This is a genomic window from Streptomyces sp. 891-h (assembly GCF_022760275.1).
GTDB classification, from domain to species: domain Bacteria; phylum Actinomycetota; class Actinomycetes; order Streptomycetales; family Streptomycetaceae; genus Streptomyces; species Streptomyces spirodelae.
On the sequence record NZ_CP050693.1, the window covers coordinates 5,469,934 to 5,486,725 of the forward strand.

A 16,792-nucleotide genomic window follows, 5' to 3' on the forward strand; every position below is an offset into this window, starting at 1 on the left:
TGTCAGGTCCGCAGGATCGACAACTGGGCGAGTCTCAGTGCTGTTCTCGGCGGCGGCAGCGGCCACAGCGCACGCAGTGTGCGGGAGCGGAACGGGGACAGGGCGGTGCCGCGTCCGCGCAGCGCCGGCCTGACGGCCGCGCCCAGCAGCGCGGCGGCCGTCCATATGCCCAGCACGGCCAGGCAGACCGAGAGCGGGTCCCCCGCTGTGCCGTGGCCGTGGCCGTCGTCGTGTGCCGGGGGCGGCATCATGTGGTGATGGGCGGGGGCGGGCGCATCGCCCGTATCTGTGCCCGACGCCGTACCCGGACCGGATGCCGGTCCGTGGGAGAGGTGCGCTGCCGTGGGTGGTGCAGGCTCGGACGCCGTGTGGCCGAGCGTGTGCATGGTGACGAGCCCCAGCAGCAGCGCCGCGAGCAGCAGCGCGCGCACGCACCAGGTGGCGGTGGGGGTGCGCTCGCCCGACAGCATGGGATCACCCTAACCCGATGCCCACTGGGGGTATGCCGTGGGCCGGTTCGCGTCGCTCCTGGGGATTTGACCGGTGGACTGGCGACGTTCGGTCATTGACGTGAACTCGCCACCGCGCACAGGATGCGCACCATGTTGGAGGCTCTTGATCTCGACCCCGTCCAGCAGCAGGTCTACGAGGCGTTGGTGGACGGTGCGGTGACCGTCGACGAGCTGCGGACCGCCGCCGGGGTGAGCGCCGCCCGGGTGCGGGCGGCGCTGGTCTCCCTGGAGAAGCTCAACCTGGTGGGACGCTTCTCGGCGGACGGGGGCGGCAAGGGGGCCGAGCGCTATCTGCCCGTGGCACCCGAGATCGCCTTCGAGTCGCTGCTGCTGGCCCGCGAGGAGGAGATCCACCGCACGCGCCGGCACATCCAGCACCTGGCGGCGCGGTTCCGGGCGCACACGGCCGGGCGCGACCCGCTGGAGCTGGTGGAGATCGTGACCGGACGCGCTGCCGTCATCCGCCAGGTCGACCAGCTCCAGCGCAGCGCACGCGGCGAGATACGGGGCATCGACCGGCCGCCGTACGCCAACAGCGACCCCGACCGCCTCGACCCGAAGACGGGCATGATGCCGGTGCAGGCGCAGATGATGCGGCGCGGGATCAGATACCGGGTGATCTACGACACCGAGGGGCTCACCACCTCCCACCGGTTCGACACCGACATCGGCGCCGCCGCCGAACTCGGCGAGGACGCACGGGTGATGGCGGACACCCCGACGAAGATGCTGATCGCCGACGACCGTATCGCGCTGATTCCGCTGCGCGCCGCGCCGAACGAGCTGGCCAGTAGCGTCGTCGTCCACCCCTCCGGGCTGCTGGAGGTGCTGTGCGAGTTCTTCGAGGTGCTCTGGGGGAGGGCGCTGCCGATCTCGGAGTACCTCTCGGGCCGCCGTCCGGGCGCTCCCGACGGGCCGAGTCCGCAGGAGGCCAAGCTGCTGGCGCTGCTGACGACCGGGATGACCGACCAGGTGATGGCCCGCCAGCTCGGCGTCAGCTACCGGACCTTCCAACGGCGGCTGCACGGGCTGATGGAGCGCCTGGGGGCGACGACCCGGTTCCAGCTGGGGGTGCGCGCGGCGAGTCTCGGCTGGCTTCCGCCGGCGCCTTCGAGCCCCGCCCGAACCGCTAAGAATGGCCCGCAGTAAGGCAATTGACCGTCTACCCGCGTCACACCGAACCCCTTGTCCTGCTCGTGACAAAGCGCTTAGCGTGCCGATCGCGCACCCCACATGCGCATCCCCCCACACGAGGAGGAACCCTCCCCATGGCAGTGACGCGTAAGAAAGCTGCGCTCGGCATATCGGCCGCGGTCGCCGCGGCGGCCATCGGCACCGTCACGGCGCTCCCCGCGAACGCGTCCCCGGAGGCGGCGCCCGCACAGGGCACCGTCGTCGGTGCGCACTCCGCGAAGGCCGTCAAGGGCAGCTACATCGTCACGATGAAGAAGTCGGCCGTGAGCACCAAGTCGTCCGCCGCGAAGGGCAAGTCGGTCATCGCCGACCACGGCGGCAAGGTGCGCAAGACCTTCACCAAGGCTCTCAACGGCTACTCCGCCAAGATGTCCGCGAGCGAGGCCAAGGAGCTGGCCGCCGACCCGGCGGTCGACAAGGTCTACGCGAACCAGCGGCACTCCATCACCGGCGAGCAGGCCGACCCGCCCTCCTGGGGCCTGGACCGCATCGATACGCCCGAGCTGAAGCTCGACAAGAAGTACGTCTACCCGGACGGCGCGGGCGAGGGCGTGACCGCCTACATCATCGACACCGGTGTCCGCACCACGCACCAGGACTTCGGCGACCGCGCCAAGAGCGGCTTCGACGCCGTCGACGGTGACGACGACGCCTCGGACGGCAACGGCCACGGCACCCACGTCGCCAGCACGGTCGCGGGCAAGGCGCACGGCGTCGCCAAGAAGGCGAACGTGGTCGCCGTCCGCGTTCTCGACGACCAGGGCTCGGGCACCACCGAGCAGGTCGTCGAGGGCATCGACTGGGTCACCAAGAACGCCAAGGCACCCTCGGTCGCCAACATGTCGCTGGGCGGCGGCGCCGACGAGGCGCTGGACAAGGCGGTGCAGAACTCCATCAAGGCGGGCGTCACCTTCGCGGTGGCCGCGGGCAACGAGTCCTCGGACGCCGGCAACAGCTCGCCCGCGCGGGTGAAGGAAGCCCTCACCGTCGGTGCCACCGACAACAAGGACGCGCAGGCCACCTTCTCCAACTACGGCGAGGCGCTGGACCTGTACGCGCCCGGCGTCGACATCACCGGCGCCTGGAACACCGGTGACGACGCCACCGACACCATCTCCGGCACCTCCATGGCCTCCCCGCACGTCGCGGGCGCCGCGGCGGTCTACCTCTCCGGCCACAAGGACGCCACGCCCGAGGCCGTCTCCAAGGCCCTGACGGAGGGCGCCTCCAAGGACGTCGTCGGCAACCCGGGCAAGGGCTCGCCCAATCTGCTGCTGAACGTCGTCAAGTGACACCCCCGCGCGCCGCCGGCTGACGGCGGCGCGCGGACAACCCCCACCTTCCGCGGCCCGGTGCCCCACACACCGGGCCGCGGTCGTGCGCGTACCGGCGCCGGGGGCGTCCGGCGCCCGGCTGGGAGCTCATTTGCGCTTGGTGGCCAGCATCAGTGCCCACCACGGGCCCCCGGGTCCCCCGCTCACGCCCACCCCGGCCTCCCGGAAGGCACAGTTGGTCAGCGTGGCGCGGTGCTTCGGGCTGCGCATCCACGCGCGCACCACCGCCGCGGCGCTCCGCTGGCCTCGCGCGATGTTCTCCCCCACACGGCGGAACCGGTATCCCTCGCGGGCCAGGCGCCGCCCCGGACCCGCGTGCTCCGGGCGGGTGTGCGAGAGCTGCCGGGCTCGGGCCATCCGCGCGCTGTGCCGCTGCGCTGCCCGGCGCAGCGCACTGTGCTCCCTCACCCGGGGACAGCGCGCCCGTGTGCGCTCCACGTTGACCAGCCGGAGCACCTTGGCGCTCCCGGTGCTGGGTCTTCCGGTGTGCGGCTTCCCCGTGTCCCACTTCCCCATGTGCGGTGGCGGTGACGCGGCGCCGGACGAATGCCACAGCAGGGGCAGCGGCAGTCTGAAGGGCGGTACCGGTGGTGGTTCGGCATGCGCCGGTGCGGCCCCGGCTGTCCAGCCGGTGCCGGCCGCCAGCGTCAGCGCGAGCCACACGGCCGCACCGCGCCGGGCGCGCCGGCGGATCGCGGATCCCATCTCTCCCTCTCATTCTTCGCGCTCGACGAAGTCGGACTCCGCGCTCGTCGAAGTCGGAAACCACTGGTCGATCGGCTGTCAGATTTTACGGTGAAACAACCCGAAAACCGTGCATTCCGGACTCAAGCCCCACCCGGCCGCACCAGCCCGGTCTCGTAGGCGAAGACCGCGGCCTGGGTACGGTCGCGCAGCCCCAGCTTGACCAGAATGCGGCTCACATGGGTCTTCACCGTCTGCTCGGCGACCACGAGCTGCTCGGCGATCTCCAGATTCGACAGGCCCCGCGCCACCAGCGCGAGCACCTCGGTCTCGCGCTCGGTGAGACCGGCGACGCGCTCCATGAGCCGCGCGCCACCCGGACCGTTCTCGTCCCGCATTCCCGCGAATTTCTCGATGAGCCGCTTGGTCAGCCCCGGCGCCAGCAGTGCCTCGCCCCGGGCCACCACCCGCACCCCCTCGGCCAGTTCGGCGGCTGAGGCGTCCTTGAGCAGAAAGCCGGAGGCTCCGGCGCGCAGCGCTTCGAAGACGTACTCGTCCAGGTCGAAGGTGGTCAGCACGAGTACCTTCGGGCCGTCGCCCGCCGTGTTCGCCTCGGTGATTCTGCGGGTGGCCTCGATACCGCCGAGCCGTGGCATCCGGATGTCCATCAGAACGACGTCCGGGGCGAGTTCCGCGGCCCGCTCCACCGCCTCCATACCGTCCACGGCCTGGCCGGTCACCGTGATGTCGGGTTCCGCGTCGAGCAGCACGGTGAAGCCCTGACGGACCAGCTTCTGGTCGTCGGCGAGCAGTACGCGGATGGTCCGGGCTCTCGTCACGAGGGGTCCTGGGCGCTCTCGGGGTAGGGCAGCGTGGCCGTCACGCTCCAGCCGCCGTCGGGGGTGTTTCCGCACCACAGTGTGCCGTTCAGCATCGCGGCGCGCTCCCGCATGCCGGGCAGACCGTGCCCCGCACCGGTGGCAGGGGGCATGGGCCGGTCCGGGGCGGTGTTGGTGACCCGCACGGTGAGCTCGGTGGGGTGGTAGCCGATCTCCACGTGCGCCTCGGCACCCGGCGCGTGCCGCAGCACATTGCTGAGGGCCTCCTGAACGATGCGGTAGGCCGACACCTCCATGCCGGGGGCGAGCGGGGAGGGGTCACCCGTCACCCGTGTGTGGACGGTGAGCCCCGCGGCCCCCACGTTCGCAATCAGCTCCGGCAGCCCCTCCAGGGTGGGCTGGGGTGCGTGCCGGTCGCCCGGCGCGTCCTCGGACCGCAGCACGCCCAGTACGCGGCGCAGTTCGGCCAGCGCCTCCACGGCGTTCTCCCGGATGCCCGCCAGACTCTCCCTCAGCTCCGGGGACGGGTTGTCCACCAGGTGCGGAGCCGCCTGCGCCTGGATGGAGATGACCGACATGTGGTGGGCCACCACGTCGTGCAGCTCCCGCGCGATCCGGTTGCGCTCCTCCAGCAGCGTGCGCCGGGTGCGCTCCTCGGTGGCCAGCTCCTCCTGGACGACCAGCTCGCTGCGGGCCGCCTGCCGGCTGTGCAGGGCGGTGCCGACGACCACGGCCATGATGAGGACGAGGACGTCCCCGGGAACGTCGCGGAAGGCGGGCGGGCCCAGCAACTGGCGCGTGGCCATGCCGCAGACCAGCCCGCTCACCACGGTGACCAGCAACGCGCCGACCGCGGCCCGGGGCCGTCGGCGTACGGCGATCAACAGCAGCGCCCCCGCCAGGCAGGCCACCTCCGGGACCAGCCAGGGGGACTGCCGGGACCAGGGAGGCGGCGGGGCCGCACCGAGCCGTACGGTGATCACGAGCATGATGCCCGTCATCACCCACCAGGCGGTGACCGGCCGGAAAACGGCGAGAACCAGCGCGGCCGCCTGGCCCGCACCGAGCAGCACCGCCGTCGGCTGGCTCATGGTCCCGTACCCGTCCGAGGTGAGGACGCCGATGTTGAACAGGCCGATGACGAGGGCGGCCAGGGACACCAGCAGGACGACGGTCGGCTGCCAGATACGCCAACTCGTCGCGCCCCCGGCGCCGGGACCAGTCGCCTGAGGCGGCGTCCCCCGCTCCAGCATGAACAGGTCTTCGCGCAGCGCACGGGGCATCCCCCGCAACCGCCGTGCCAGTCCCCGCCCCATCGTTGTCATGAACGTCACCCTAAATGCGCTCCGCCGTCTCCGACCGGGCGGTGGGCGCCCTGCGTACGACCCTGCTCGCGCCCTTCCGCCGCCCTCGCTCACACGGGTGGAAAGCGGCCCAGCACACCAGCAGCGCCACCGCGAACACCGGCAGCCACAGCAGCCGGGCCGGCACCCACCCGGCGCCGTCGGGCACGGTGTGCAGCCCCGGCAGCGGGTCGCCCGCCCACGTCCCGGCCAGGGTGACGGCCATCATCGCGGTCTGGTGCCACAGAAAGACCGTCATCGCCGAGAGGTTGACCAGCGCCACGGCAGCCCACGCGCCGGGCCGCGCGCACCACAGCCGCAGCCGCCCGTGCAGCAGCAGCGCGCCCCCGCACTGGGCGAGTCCGAAGGTGACGGCGGCGAGGCTGGGCGGATTCAGATTGGACAGCGCGGCGCCCGGCACTCCGACCATGGACGCCGGATAGCCCCCTCCTGCGACGAGCAACCCGGTGGCACCGGCCCCGCCCACCAGCAGCACCCACCCCGTCATACGGTCCCGCAGCTCGCCGCGCGCCCAGGCAGTGCCCAGACAGTAGGGCACCAGCCACCCGGCGCCCAGATTGACCCACCCCAGCCACTGCGGTCCGCCCAACCCCAGCCGCACCAGGTCCACATGCACCACGATTGCCAACGGCCACAGCGGATGCAGCCGCGCCACCAGCGGCGTCGCCGCCGTCAGCACGGCGTACACCGCCAGGAACCACAGCGGCGAGACGACCAGCTTGACCAGCGTCCGCACGGTCGCGCCGTCGACCCCGCAGCCGACCATCACCCCCACCACCAGGGCCCATACGCCCAGCAGCGCCGCCACCGGCCGGACCAGCCGCACCAGCCGGGCCCCCACCCACTCCCGGTACCCGGCCCCTCTCACCCGCGCCGAGGCCCACCCCTTGGCCGCCAGCTGCCCGCCCACCAGAAAGAAGACAGCAAGCGTCTGCAACAGCCACGAGACGGGCGTCAGTTGAGGCAGGAACTCCAGCGGACTCGCCCCGCGAACGGTGCCGTCATCGACCACCAGCGCGGTCACCAGCCAGTGCCCGAGCACCACCCCACCTATGGCCAAGGCCCGCAGCGCATCGGCGCCCCGGTCCCGGTCGGGAGGGGTGGCATCGGCGATGCGCCGTGCGAGGCCGCGCGTGCCCGACAGAGCGTACGAGGAGCCGAACACCATGGTGAGGGTGCCTTCCATGAAGCGGAACAGGACACCCGCGGACGCTATGAACCGGGCACCCTCATCCACGTCCCTCCGCAGAGCGCACCTGCGACGTACCTCTTAGGTACGACGCGAGCCTTCCGGGGCATCCGCCTCGCTTCTTCGCCTCAACTTCTGTGCAGCTCGGCCCCCTTCACCTGTTGTCATCGTCCTCGCCTTGACCGAGCAGCGGACCAGGAAGCTAAAGTACTAGGCAGCTAGGTAAATGGAGGAACTGGTGATCGAGTTTCACCTGAACGACCGTTCCGGCTTGTCGCCGTACCAGCAGGTGGTGCGGCAGGTGCGGCACGCTCTGCGGCTGGGCCTGCTGGAGCAGGGGGACCGGCTCCCGACGGTCAAGGACGTGGCGCGGCAGTTGGCGATCAACCCGAACACCGTGCTCAAGGCGTACCGCGAGTTGGAGCACGACGGCCTGGTGGCCGCCCGTCCCGGCGTCGGGACGTTCGTGACCCGGACGCTGGCCGACGGCACACTCGCCGCGCACGGCCCGCTCCGTCAGGACCTGCGGCGCTGGCTGACCAAGGCCCGGCTGGCCGGGCTCGACGAGGAGAGCATCGAGGCGCTGTTCATGAACACTTTGCGTAACGAAGCAGGGGAGGACGTGGCGTGAGCGCCGTCTTGCGGGCCCAGGCACTGGGCAAGAAGTACAAGCAGCGCTGGGCGCTGCGGGACTGCGACCTGGACATCCCGGCCGGTCGGGTGGTGGGCCTGGTCGGTCCCAACGGGGCGGGCAAGTCCACCCTGCTGAACCTGGCCTCCGGGCTGCTGACCCCGACGGCCGGCACCATCGAGGTGTGCGGCGGCCGTCCCGCCGCGGGCGTCGACCAGTTGGCGAAGGTCGGCTTCGTCGCTCAGGACACCCCGACCTACGCCTCCCTGAGCGTCGCCGACCACCTCGACCTCGGCAGGCACCTCAACCCGACGTGGGACGACGCCCTGGCGCGGGACCGCATCCGTCGGCTCGGTCTGGACCCCAAGCAGCGGGCAGGAAAGCTGTCCGGCGGTCAGCGCGCACAGCTCGCCCTCACCCTGGGCATCGCCAAGCGTCCGGAGCTGCTCCTCCTCGACGAGCCCGTCGCCGCCCTCGACCCCCTCGCCCGACGGGAGTTCATGCAGGATCTGATGGAGGCCGTCGCCGAGCACGAGATGAGCGTCGTGCTCTCCTCCCACCTGGTCTCCGATGTGGAGCGGGCCTGCGACCACGTCATCGTCCTGGTCGACTCCCGGGTGCGGGTGACCGGCGACATCGACGACCTGGTCGCCTCCCACCACCGCCTCACCGGGCCGCGTCGCGACCCGGACACCCTGCCGGCCGGCCTGCACATCCTCTCCGCCAGCCACACCGAGCGGCAGACCACGCTCCTGGTGCGCACCGACACCGCGGTCCACGACCCGAGCTGGACGGTGAGTCCGCTCGGCCTGGAGGACATCATCCTCGCTCATATGACCCGGCCCGCCGATGCGGTCCGTGACTCCCGGCCCGCGCTGGAGGTTCTTCGATGATCTGGCTGACCTGGCGCCAGTTCCGCACCCAGGCCGCGGTGATGTTCGCCGTGGTCGCGGGCTTCGCAGTGCTCCTCGCGGTCACCGGCCCGCAGCTCGCCGACCTGTACGAGTCTGCTGGAAGCAGCCTCGTGGACCAGCTCTCCAGCAGCGATCAGACACTCTACTACACCGGGCTGACGGTCGTGTTCGCCGTGCCGGCCGTCATCGGTATGTTCTGGGGCGCGCCGCTGATCTCCCGTGAACTGGAGACCGGCACCCACCGCCTTGTGTGGAACCAGAGCATCACCCGTACTCGCTGGTTCGCGACCAAACTCGGCGTCGGCGCGCTGGCCGCCATGACCGCGACCGGGCTGGTCAGTCTTGCGGTCACCTGGTGGAGCGGCCCCATCGACCGCGCCGTCGACAACGGTGGCGGCACCGAGACATATCTGGCACGCCTCGACCCGTTGGCCTTCGCCGCCCGCGGCATCGTCCCCGTCGGCTACGCCGCCTTCGCCTTCGTCCTCGGTGTCACCCTGGGCCTCGTCATCCACCGCACCCTGCCCGCGATGGCCACCACCCTCGCCGTCTACACGGCGATACAGGTTGCCGTGCCGATGTGGGTCCGATCCCATCTGGCCGCATCGAGCACTACAACCGTGCCGATCGGGGACGGTACCCCCATCGGCATCCGCGAGGAAGGCAGGGAGATCGCCGTGCCGCTCGACCAGCCCGGTGCCTGGCTGACGTCCGAACAGACGCTGAACGCCGCCGGCCGGCCGTCCTCCCCGCCGGCGTCCTTCGCCGACTGCCTGCAGCCCACGTCGGGCCCGCCCAGCATGGAGCGGATCGACCGCTGCGTCGCGGACCTCGGCGAACGCGGCTACCAGCAACGGCTGACCTACCACCCCGCCGGCAACTTCTGGCCCCTTCAGTGGGCCGAGACCGGGCTCTACCTCGGCCTCGCGCTGGCCTTGGCCGGATTCTGCGCCTGGTGGCTCCGCCGCCGCCTGACCTGACGGACGCTGGTTCCCGCCTGGGACCCCCCGTGCGTGCGGGGCAGCCGAGCCCCGGCTGCCCCGCGGAAGTCGGCACCTCTTACGTGGGCCGCAGAGCGCAGAGGCGGCACCGTTCGCCCCCGACCTGGGGTGGCACGCGGCGGAGCTGGTCGCCGTACCGGTAGATGAGGATGGGTGCCCCGCCGTCCTCCTCGACTCTGAGCCGGTAGATGAACGGTGCGGGCCCCGTCACCCGGACGATCTCGGCGGTCTTCCCCGTCTTCCGGTCCTGCGCCATGTCGCCGACTGCCCACATCTCACACACCGCGCAGCCTTTGGGCGCCGCCGCCTGACTGGTCCGGCGCATGCTTGCGGTGCAGATGCGCGCCGAAGAGCACTTCGAGATCCGCTCGGGGCTTGGGATCGAACACCGCCCGCGCGATCATCGTGCGGAACCACGCACAGTCCTCGCAGGACGCCGACTGCTCCTGCGGAGGGCTCTCTTGCTCCATGCTCCCCACCTGCTGCGGTAGTTGATTGTGACGTTCTGTGGTGAGAAGAACACGTACGGCGCTACGATGTCGCGGTATGAGCGCCCATTCTCATGAATGGCGCCTTTCAAGGTCCTTGTGGCGCTTGGAGATTGGGCAGGTCGGCATGGGTGGCAAACAGAAGCGGCCAGCAGGAATGAGCATCCCGCCGAGCCTCGGCGAAGATGTCCGTCGCGTCAGACAGGCTCGCCGCATCTCCCAGACGGCGTTCGCCTCCGCCACCGGTTACACGCAGAGCTATGTGAGCCGCGTGGAGTCGGGCGAGTTCATGCCCTCCATGAAGTTCGCCGAAGCGTGCGACCGCACCTTCGGCACGGGAGATCTCTTCGTCGGCCAACTGCGGCGCGTGATCGATGGGGAATACCCGGCGTGGTTTGCTCCGCATATGGATGCGGAGCGGGAGGCGGTGACGATTCGGGACTTCTCTACGACGTTCATCGTGGGGCTGCTTCAAACGGAGGCGTACGCGCGTGCTGTTCTGCGGCAAGGGCGGACTTCGGTTACCGACCGTGACCTGGAAGCGAAAACGGTGAGTCGTCTGCGCCGACGGGAGATCCTGGAGAGGGATGACCCGCCGCGGATCTCGGTAGTGCTGCACGAGGCGTGCCTGCGCGTGCAGGTGGGCTCAGCACGTGTGATGGCGGAGCAACTCCGCTACATCATTGCCGAGATGCGGCGGCGACAGACGCTGACACTGCAGGTGCTCCCCTACACCCAAGCAGAGGTGGCCATCAGCACCCCATTCGCGATCCTGGAACTTCCGAGTGACGCTACTCGCGTCTACGTAGAGGGTCCGCAGGTCGGACAGTGCTACGACGGCCCGAAAGCTGTACGGGAGGCTGTGGACATCTTCGATCGCTTGCGCGCCTGTGCGCTGAGCCCTGATCATTCATTGGAATACATCAGCTCCTTAAAGGATGGCCATGAGCGAAGCGCAGTGGATCAAGTCCAGCTACAGCGACGGCCAAGGGGGCAACTGCGTCGAGTGGGCCCCGGCGCTCGTGTGCGGCAACGGGGTGGTCCCGGTGCGTGACAGCAAAGACACCGGCCGGTCCCTCTCGTTCTCCCCGGCCGCATGGCAGACCTTCGTCGAAGGCGTGAAGCACTCCGGGCGATGACGCTGCCGCTCCGGGCGGTCACCCGGCGAACGACGGAACAGGGTTCGCCGGGTCCGCCAGCCAGGGCCGGTGGTCGCCGTCCGGGGTGACGGTGAGGCCGAAGCAGTCCAGTCGTGGCGCTCCCTCACCACGCCACCACTCCAGTGCCCGGCAAACCTCGTCCCAGAGCTTGCGGGAGCCTGACTGGCGGACCGTGGCCTGGGACTCGCCTGCGGGGAAGGTGACCGACGCCCATGCGCGGGAGCCCTCGGTCATATCGAAGAACCAGAGCACGGACTCACTCTCGCCGGCGTTGAGGACATGGGCGCATCGCGGTACGCATAGCCCCAGGACGAACTGGATTCCTTCGAATCGCCGGCCCTCGCCCAGGTCGGACAGGCTCACCGACGTTGCCGACACGGCAGCGTTCCCGGGGTACTCCCCGACGTGCCGGCCGAACCGGTTCCAGTCGAGACGCTGAGCTCGGAGCTTCATGAACTCCAGCGGCCGGAGGAACCGCCCGCTTGCGCTCCCGTCGTCGGCAACGGTCAGCCGCACCAGCGCGTCCCCGTCGGAGTAGTGGGTTCCCCAGGGGGCCAGGATGAGCCCGCCCGGGCGGGTCTGCTCCACCCATGCGGCAGGGAGCTCCCGCACACCTGCTGTAACGATCACGCGGTCATATGGGGCCCCTTCCGACCGGCCGAATCTGCCATCCTGGCAGACCACATCAGGGGACAGCCCGACGCTACCGAGGGCCGAGCGCGCCCACGCCGCGACGCTCCTGTCCACCTCGACCGTGACGACGTTGTGGCCTCCCAGCCGGGCGGACAGCAGACCTGCGTTCCACCCGGTGCCTGTCCCGATCTCCAGCACATGGGCACCCGGAAACACATCCAGGTCGGCCAGCATGCGCGTGACGACGGACGGCATGCTCGCCGAACTGGTCGGCACGCGGCCTGGTTCGGGGCCGACATGGTGCCCGTCGTCCCACTGGATGGTGAGTGGGGCGTTCGCGTACGCCTCTTGCTCCCAGCCCTCCGGGTCCGTGCGACGGTCCACGGCACGGCTGCTGCCCGTGTCCATGTCGTACGGCCACATGAGGTCCGGCAGGAACGCGCTTCTCGGGGCGGTGTCGAATGCCGAGTTCCAATCGATCGTCAGGGCACCGGCATCGAGGAGGAACCGCGCCAGCTCCGCGTGGGGGCTGGTGCGGTTCTCCGTTTCATGGTCTCGGCTCACTTCCGGTGGTCTCCGTCGCCTTCCGGCGTGCCGCCGTCCGGGGACGGCGGATCCTGCGGTGGGGACCATGGCTGTCCCGGAAGCTTGTCGTCGGGGTTGTCCTTGGGCCTCTCGTGTCCACCCATTGCGGGACCTCCAGTCTCGCTGCACGTGTGAGCCTTCGAAGCTAGGAGCGCGCGGTGAGGAGCCTCAACGAATGTGCGGGGACTTGCATGCGGTCACCCCAGAGAGTCGATCGCCCTGGTGATCAGCCCACGTGCCTGGGCGCCGTAGACGGCCAACTCGACCATCCTGGCAAAAGTTTCGTCATATGCGCGGACCTCGTTCGGTTGCGTGATGGTGAGGAACGCGGAGACCAGTTCCACGTTCACCTGCGTGTCGTCGAAAATCCAGAAGTCCTCGACCGGCCAGAGTGCGGAGCGGTCGGCGTCCATAGGGATCACGCCGAGACTGATGTTCGGCAGCGTGGCCAGCGCCAGCAGGTGGCCGAGCTGCCCGGACATGGTTTCCGCTCCGCCGATACGGTGGCGGAGGGTGCTCTCTTCCAGCACGACTGCGAAGCGGTGCCGTCCCTCGTGCAAAATGCGCTGCTTGTGCACGCGTACTTGCACGGCTGCCGCTACGTCGTCGGGAACGGCACGCCGGTCACGGATGGCGCTGAGTAGGGATTCGACGTACGCCCGGGTCTGAAACGGCCCTGGGATCAGCCACGATGAGTAGGCGCGGAAATTTCTCGTCCGCTCCCACAGCGGGAGAACGGACTCTTGGGCGCGCTTGAGTCCGGAGCGCTCCATGCGTCGCCATTCGACGTACGCACCCTCGATGTTGCGGACCGTGGCGATCAGGTCGGCAACCTGATCCTCTGCGCCGCACAGCCGTGCCCAGATCCGCAGGTCGTCATCTGCCGGGGCGGTGCGCCCGTGCTCGATCCGGCTGCACTTGCTTTCATGCCAACCGGCCCGAGCAGCCAGCTCCCGTGCGGTCAGTCCGGCATCCATCCGGATCTCGCGCAGACGGTTGCCGAGGGCTTCCCGGGCCTGTCGGACGCTCGATGAAGACGTCACATTCCAATCCGGTGTCGCTGACTCAGGCGGGCCTGTACTCCTCGTGCGGGGTAGCAGCGTCCCAGACGGCGTCGAAGGCGGTCACGCAGCGGGAAACGATGCCCGGGTCGGTCACCAGTTCTTCGCCGGTCATGCGTCCGTCGCCGTCGAAGTGGTTGAAGAGCACCTGTGACCCGTCGAACAGCCACAGGTCGTTACCCGGCAGCAACAGCGCGTTCGCTTGTCGGCGCGGCAGCCAGCGCACCCGTTCGCCTGCCTTGACGTTGTGTCCGGTGGTCAGGTCGTACTCGTACCGGATGTAGGCGCTCACCGGCTCGGAGACGACGCGCGCGCGGCGGACTTCCACCCCCCGGGCGACAGCCGCCGACACCAGATCCACCCACCACGGCCAGCGCTCCGCCGGATCGAACCGGTCGCCCGCCTGCCACTCGGCATACGCTTCGTCCTGCTCGTAGCCGTCGCGCGTCTCCAGGTGGTACGCGCTGCACCGAGCGGCGCGGAACATCTCCTCAAACGTCGCCGTCACTGCCGCCGTTCACCTCCGGGAAGAACTGCATCATGCGGGGCGGGAATTCGATCACCGTCTCATGCGGCGGTACGTCCATCTGCGCAAGCCGCTCGGGGTCGGTCACGCGCCAGCCTTGCAGGACGTAATTCCCGCTCTTGTCGTCCAGATACACGGTCGGGGAGCCGTTGTTCGGGCTCTCGGGGTCCTTGCCCAACCGGTGCAGGGCCATGGTCTCCTCCGGTTCCTCAAGGGCGGATCAGCAAGGACGAGCCTGCGCCGATTCGTCGCCGCCGCGCCATGAACTTGCACGAATTTGCGCCCCGTTCATGGGACCCCGAAGCGCAGTGGATCAAGTCCAGCTACAGCGACGGCCAAGGGGGCAACTGCGTCGAGTGGGCCCCGGCTCTCGTGTGCGGCGACGGGGTGGTCCCGGTGCGAGACAGCAAGGACACCACCCGCGCGCCGCTGTCGCTTTCATCGGCTGCCTGGCGGATGTTCACCGAGGGCGTGAAGCGTACTCCGCAGTGACGAGCCGAGGGTGCTCCGGCCAACGACCGGAGCACCCACCGGTCGGTCAGGACAAGGGCTCGGCGACGGCCCAGCTGGTGTCGTCGCTCCAGGCGGCGGTGGCGTCCCAGTCGTGGGAGCCGCCGTCACTGGCGATATAGGCGTCGTACTTGTAGTGGCGCAGGAAGTCGCCGGGGAAGTTGAGGGAGCGTAGGGAGACGCCCTCCCCACTGTGCCCGGCCTGTGGGCAGAACGTGGCGTCGTTCCTGAACAGCGAGGAGCCGTCCGCGGCGTTCAGGTGCAGCTGGAAGTCGGAGTGCCGCAGGTACTGGCCGGGCTTGTCGACGGACTCGAAGGAGACACACGAGGCGTCACCCAGACCCTTGCGTACGGTCCACGTGGCGGCGGCCCTCGCGGCGGAGGAGCTGGAGCCCGAGACCTCCGCGATGCCGACATCGCTGCCGTCGTGCCGGAGGTACTGCTTGGTGCAGCACGAGGTGGTGGCCCGCAATGAGACCTTCGCGCCCGGCTTGAGGGCGTCGGAGGCCGGCGGGGCCTCCGCGTAGTCGGCGGCGTCGATGCTGGACTGGACGGCGTTCTCGGTGGCTTCCGAGGGGTAGCCGGACGTCATGACGCCTTCGTAGAAGGTGCCGGCGGAGCCGTTGCTGTTGTCGCCGCCGGTGCCCAGGATGATGGCCCCTTCCTTCTTCATCGGGTCGTAGCCCGCGGCGTTGGGGCGCGGTCCGTCGTAGAAGGTGGACAGGCCGCCGGACTGCGCGTTGCCGCCCCGGATCGCCCAGCGGTTCGGCCCGCCCTTGAGGGTGGCGGTGAGGAAGCGGTGGCTGATGCTGGGATCGTTGGCGTTGTAGCCGCGGTTGACTCCGGAGAACAGGCCGTTCTCCAGATCGGACATGATCCACGGCCCGTCTCCGGTGCCGTAGCCCCAGGTCTTGCTGTCGCCGAAGTAGATGGCCTCCATGGTGCCGTTGCCGTTGTTGCGGCTGTTGGTCTCGGCGTTGCCGTAGTCGAAGCAGCAGCCGCTGTTGTAGTGGGTGCCGTCCAGTACCGCGTACATCCCTTCGGGCTGGTCGCCGGTGGCGATGCCGTTGGTGTCGTTGTCGCGGTAGCCGGTGCCGGGGGCGATGAAGACGCCGTACGCCTTGTGACCGTTCACGGTGACCGGTGCGGCTGCGGCGTCGGCGAGGTTGTCGTACCCGCCCTCGGCCGGGCCGGGGAACTGACCGGGGGGTGCCTGCGTGAGGTGGTTGCCCCGGCCGGACTGGTCGTAGAGGACGGTGATGAGGCAACTGGTTCGCGAGCAGAACGAGTCCTGTGCGGCGGCGTCGGCGTAGCCGCCGGTGCTGAGCACGCCGATGTCCCGGGTCGCGCCGTCCGAGGCGCGTTGGACCTGGTAGAGCGGGCCGTTGTAGCCGGCGTACAGCGCCCGGGTCGTGCTGTGCGCGGCCACGCAGGGTGTGCCGCCGTCGGCGTAGATGTCGCAGGGGAGCGCGGCGGCAGCCTGCCGGCCTGCTGCGGTGGGGGAGAGCGCGGGGGAACCGGTGGCGGTCGCCTGACCGCTGAAGAGGGCGGTGGCCATGGCGAGCGCCAGGAGCAGTAGGGCGAGTGGCCTTGCTCGTCCTGGGCGGCGGCGGCCCGGTGTCAGAGACATCGATGAACTCCTTGGAGTGGAGGTGGGGGGCACGGTCGGCGGGCGGGCTGCATGTCGCGAACATGTCATCCAGCCGTCCGATATATCGAACGTTGACCGACTCACCGACCCTCCTGATGTTAAGAAGCCGTTGCAAGCTGTCAACACTTCTCACACACACCGAATCCGCCCACCCCCGCGCATCCTTCGGTGCCCTGCCCTTGGTCACCATTCGAGGTGCCCGCCTCCGATGCGCGGTGCCGGAATTGGCACGTGAAAAACTTGGAGGTGAACGGAAGTTCAGTCATTCGATCGAGTGAGGCGGAACGAGACGTCCTGGACTGTTCGACCGTCACCTCGGGCAGCCGCACGGCTGGCCCTTCATTCGCTGATCAGTGGCTTCCCGGCGTTCATCGGCCAACGCGATGCGATAGGCGCCCAGTTCACCTCAGAAGCGATCCACGCCGATTCCAGATTTCGCTGAGAGGACACCGGAACAGCCCCTGGCCTGCACTTCTCCCCAGGGCAGGACGAGGCGGACGGGCGGTGCAGATCTGC

Annotated in this window: 19 protein-coding genes and 1 pseudogene; 8 read left to right on the forward strand and 12 right to left on the reverse strand. The window is 69.6% G+C overall.

Features of this window, described 5'->3' with window-relative positions:
- Positions 1-2: 2 nt before the first annotated feature.
- Positions 3-470 (reverse strand): DUF6153 family protein, encoded by a 468-nt coding sequence (locus HC362_RS23995; protein WP_243086147.1) that lies wholly within the window; start codon positions 468-470, stop codon positions 3-5.
- Positions 471-602: 132 nt separating this feature from the next.
- Between HC362_RS23995 and HC362_RS24000 the strand changes: the two genes are divergently transcribed.
- Both HC362_RS24000 and HC362_RS24005 read left to right on the forward strand, forming a co-directional pair.
- Positions 603-1,661 carry a LuxR C-terminal-related transcriptional regulator gene (locus HC362_RS24000; protein WP_243086149.1) on the forward strand — a complete coding sequence of 353 codons (1,059 nt, stop codon included), beginning with the start codon at positions 603-605 and terminating at the stop codon, positions 1,659-1,661.
- A 119-nt stretch (positions 1,662-1,780) separates the two neighbouring features.
- A complete protein-coding gene (locus tag HC362_RS24005) occupies positions 1,781-2,998 on the forward strand; it encodes a S8 family peptidase (protein WP_243086150.1) in 1,218 nt (405 codons plus the stop codon).
- Positions 2,999-3,127: 129 nt separating this feature from the next.
- Here HC362_RS24005 and HC362_RS24010 read toward each other — a convergent pair whose 3' ends face one another.
- The 4 genes from HC362_RS24010 to HC362_RS24025 form a co-directional block, all read right to left on the reverse strand.
- The gene (locus tag HC362_RS24010; protein ID WP_243086152.1) at positions 3,128-3,745 is read right to left on the reverse strand and encodes a CAP domain-containing protein; all 618 of its coding nucleotides are present in this window, start codon (positions 3,743-3,745) and stop codon (positions 3,128-3,130) included.
- Positions 3,746-3,867: 122 nt separating this feature from the next.
- Entirely contained in the window at positions 3,868-4,563 is a 696-nt protein-coding gene (locus HC362_RS24015; RefSeq protein WP_243086153.1) for a response regulator transcription factor, read from the reverse strand.
- Positions 4,560-5,888 (reverse strand): sensor histidine kinase, encoded by a 1,329-nt coding sequence (locus HC362_RS24020; RefSeq protein WP_243086155.1) that lies wholly within the window; start codon positions 5,886-5,888, stop codon positions 4,560-4,562. Before HC362_RS24020 ends, HC362_RS24015 begins: the two co-directional genes overlap by 4 nt.
- Before the next feature lie 10 nt (positions 5,889-5,898).
- Positions 5,899-7,095 carry an acyltransferase gene (locus HC362_RS24025; RefSeq protein ID WP_243088784.1) on the reverse strand — a complete coding sequence of 399 codons (1,197 nt, stop codon included), beginning with the start codon at positions 7,093-7,095 and terminating at the stop codon, positions 5,899-5,901.
- Between the two features lie 247 nt (positions 7,096-7,342).
- Between HC362_RS24025 and HC362_RS24030 the strand changes: the two genes are divergently transcribed.
- The 3 genes from HC362_RS24030 to HC362_RS24040 are packed head-to-tail and all read left to right on the forward strand — an operon-like array spanning position 7,343 to position 9,641.
- A complete protein-coding gene (locus HC362_RS24030) occupies positions 7,343-7,747 on the forward strand; it encodes a GntR family transcriptional regulator (RefSeq protein WP_209263425.1) in 405 nt (134 codons plus the stop codon).
- Positions 7,744-8,640, forward strand: coding sequence for an ABC transporter ATP-binding protein (locus HC362_RS24035; RefSeq protein WP_243086157.1), 897 nt, complete (start codon positions 7,744-7,746; stop codon positions 8,638-8,640). Before HC362_RS24030 ends, HC362_RS24035 begins: the two co-directional genes overlap by 4 nt.
- On the forward strand, positions 8,637-9,641 hold the full coding sequence (locus HC362_RS24040) for an ABC transporter permease subunit (RefSeq protein WP_243086158.1): 1,005 nt from the start codon (positions 8,637-8,639) through the stop codon (positions 9,639-9,641). Before HC362_RS24035 ends, HC362_RS24040 begins: the two co-directional genes overlap by 4 nt.
- Before the next feature lie 79 nt (positions 9,642-9,720).
- Here the strand turns inward: HC362_RS24040 and HC362_RS24045 are convergent, their stop codons facing one another.
- Together HC362_RS24045 and HC362_RS24050 are read right to left on the reverse strand one after the other, a co-directional pair.
- Entirely contained in the window at positions 9,721-9,918 is a 198-nt protein-coding gene (locus tag HC362_RS24045; protein WP_243086159.1) for a hypothetical protein, read from the reverse strand.
- A 19-nt stretch (positions 9,919-9,937) separates the two neighbouring features.
- Positions 9,938-10,132, reverse strand: a complete 195-nt coding sequence (locus tag HC362_RS24050) for a hypothetical protein (protein WP_243086161.1) — start codon at positions 10,130-10,132, stop codon at positions 9,938-9,940.
- A 76-nt stretch (positions 10,133-10,208) separates the two neighbouring features.
- On the opposite strand from HC362_RS24050, the gene HC362_RS24055 reads away from it, so the two are divergent.
- Both HC362_RS24055 and HC362_RS35095 read left to right on the forward strand, forming a co-directional pair.
- Positions 10,209-11,204: a helix-turn-helix transcriptional regulator gene (locus HC362_RS24055; RefSeq protein WP_347568473.1), complete on the forward strand. Its 996-nt coding sequence runs from the start codon at positions 10,209-10,211 to the stop codon at positions 11,202-11,204.
- Positions 11,164-11,289 (forward strand): annotated as a pseudogene (locus tag HC362_RS35095) (DUF397 domain-containing protein); the annotation flags it as partial. The gene HC362_RS24055 and the pseudogene HC362_RS35095, both read left to right, overlap by 41 nt.
- A gap of 18 nt (positions 11,290-11,307) precedes the next feature.
- Here the strand turns inward: HC362_RS35095 and HC362_RS24065 are convergent.
- From HC362_RS24065 to HC362_RS24080, 4 genes are all read right to left on the reverse strand, one after another.
- The gene (locus tag HC362_RS24065) at positions 11,308-12,507 is read right to left on the reverse strand and encodes a protein-L-isoaspartate(D-aspartate) O-methyltransferase (RefSeq protein ID WP_243086164.1); all 1,200 of its coding nucleotides are present in this window, start codon (positions 12,505-12,507) and stop codon (positions 11,308-11,310) included.
- Between the two features lie 218 nt (positions 12,508-12,725).
- Positions 12,726-13,571, reverse strand: coding sequence for a helix-turn-helix transcriptional regulator (locus HC362_RS24070; protein ID WP_243086166.1), 846 nt, complete (start codon positions 13,569-13,571; stop codon positions 12,726-12,728).
- 22 nt (positions 13,572-13,593) lie between these two features.
- A complete protein-coding gene (locus tag HC362_RS24075) occupies positions 13,594-14,076 on the reverse strand; it encodes a DUF6879 family protein (protein ID WP_243088785.1) in 483 nt (160 codons plus the stop codon).
- Positions 14,077-14,080: 4 nt separating this feature from the next.
- The gene (locus HC362_RS24080) at positions 14,081-14,308 is read right to left on the reverse strand and encodes a hypothetical protein (RefSeq protein WP_243086167.1); all 228 of its coding nucleotides are present in this window, start codon (positions 14,306-14,308) and stop codon (positions 14,081-14,083) included.
- A 68-nt stretch (positions 14,309-14,376) separates the two neighbouring features.
- Between HC362_RS24080 and HC362_RS24085 the strand changes: the two genes are divergently transcribed.
- Positions 14,377-14,607 carry a DUF397 domain-containing protein gene (locus HC362_RS24085; RefSeq protein ID WP_243086169.1) on the forward strand — a complete coding sequence of 77 codons (231 nt, stop codon included), beginning with the start codon at positions 14,377-14,379 and terminating at the stop codon, positions 14,605-14,607.
- A 46-nt stretch (positions 14,608-14,653) separates the two neighbouring features.
- Here the strand turns inward: HC362_RS24085 and HC362_RS24090 are convergent, their stop codons facing one another.
- Entirely contained in the window at positions 14,654-16,255 is a 1,602-nt protein-coding gene (locus tag HC362_RS24090) for an alpha-L-arabinofuranosidase B (RefSeq protein ID WP_243086170.1), read from the reverse strand.
- Between the last annotated feature and the right edge of the window lie 537 nt (positions 16,256-16,792).